This is a genomic window from Amycolatopsis sp. NPDC006131 (genome assembly GCF_040614175.1).
GTDB classification, from domain to species: Bacteria; Actinomycetota; Actinomycetes; order Mycobacteriales; family Pseudonocardiaceae; genus Amycolatopsis_E; species Amycolatopsis_E tucumanensis.
Genome location: NZ_JBEXTX010000253.1, coordinates 1 through 1,120, shown reverse-complemented (window position 1 = coordinate 1,120; position 1,120 = coordinate 1). Strand labels below are relative to the sequence as shown.

The following is a 1,120-nucleotide window of genomic DNA, read 5'->3' as shown; positions in this document are numbered from 1 at the left end:
CTAGTGTCGCGCGTCGTTAATCAGTTTACGGTGGTGAGCTTGCGATGATTGGTTCGTGCCGTCGTCGGGGTTGATGATCAGTGACGAGGATCGAGCGATCTTGGAGTCGTGGACGCGGTCCCGGTCGATCCGGGCGAGCCACGTCGAGAGGGCCAGGATCGTGCTCGCGGTGGCGGATGGGTACGGAACGTCGGGCACGGCTCGGCTGGTCGGGGTGTCGCGTCCGACTGTGATCAAGTGGCGCGATCGGTTCGCGGTGCATGGCTTGGCGGGGTTGGATGACGAGCCTCGTCCCGGGCGACCGAAGATCATTGACGATGCGGCGATCATCGCGGCTACGCTGGAGCCGCCGCCGGCGAAGCTGGCGGTGACGCACTGGTCGAGCCGGCTGCTGGGCCGGTTCCTCGGTGTTGGGGATGCCACCGTGGCCAGGGCATGGCGTAAGTATCACGTGCAGCCGTGGCGGCGGGAGACCTTCAAATTTTCCACCGACCCGGAACTGGAAGCCAAGGTCCGTGACGTAGTCGGGCTGTACCTGAACCCGCCCGAGAAGGCGCTGGTGCTGTGCGTGGACGAGAAGTCCCAGATTCAGGCGCTCAACCGCACCGCTCCGATGCTGCCACTGCGTCCCGGCCTGCCGGAGAAGGCCACGCACGACTACAAACGCAACGGGACGACGACCTTGTTCGCGGCACTGGAGATCGCGACCGGGAAGGTGACCGACCAGTGCTACGACCGGCACGGCAAGGCCGAGTTCCTTGCCTTCCTCAAGAAGGTGGCCAAGGCCTACCCCCGCCGCGAACTGCACGTCGTGCTGGACAATTACCACACCCACAAGCACGCCGACATCAACGTCTGGCTGGCCAGGAACCCGAGGATCACGCTGCACTTCACGCCCACCTCGGGCTCCTGGCTGAACCTGGTCGAGGTCTTCTTCGGCATCATCACCCGCCAGGCCATCCGGCGCGGATCCTTCGACAACGTCAAAGAACTCGTCACCGCGATCCGCGGCTTCATCGATGGCTGGAACGACCGCTGCCACCCGTTCACCTGGACCAAGACCGCCGACGAAATCCTGCCCCACGCCAGCCGTCAACGAACCTCGGACGCACGACACTAG

The 1,120-nt window shown here is 64.6% G+C and carries 1 protein-coding gene; it reads left to right on the top strand.

The features are described 5' to 3' along the window. Positions 1 to 55 precede the first annotated feature (55 nt). Entirely contained in the window at positions 56 to 1,120 is a 1,065-nt protein-coding gene (locus ABZ215_RS43810; RefSeq protein WP_354956874.1) for an IS630 family transposase, read from the top strand.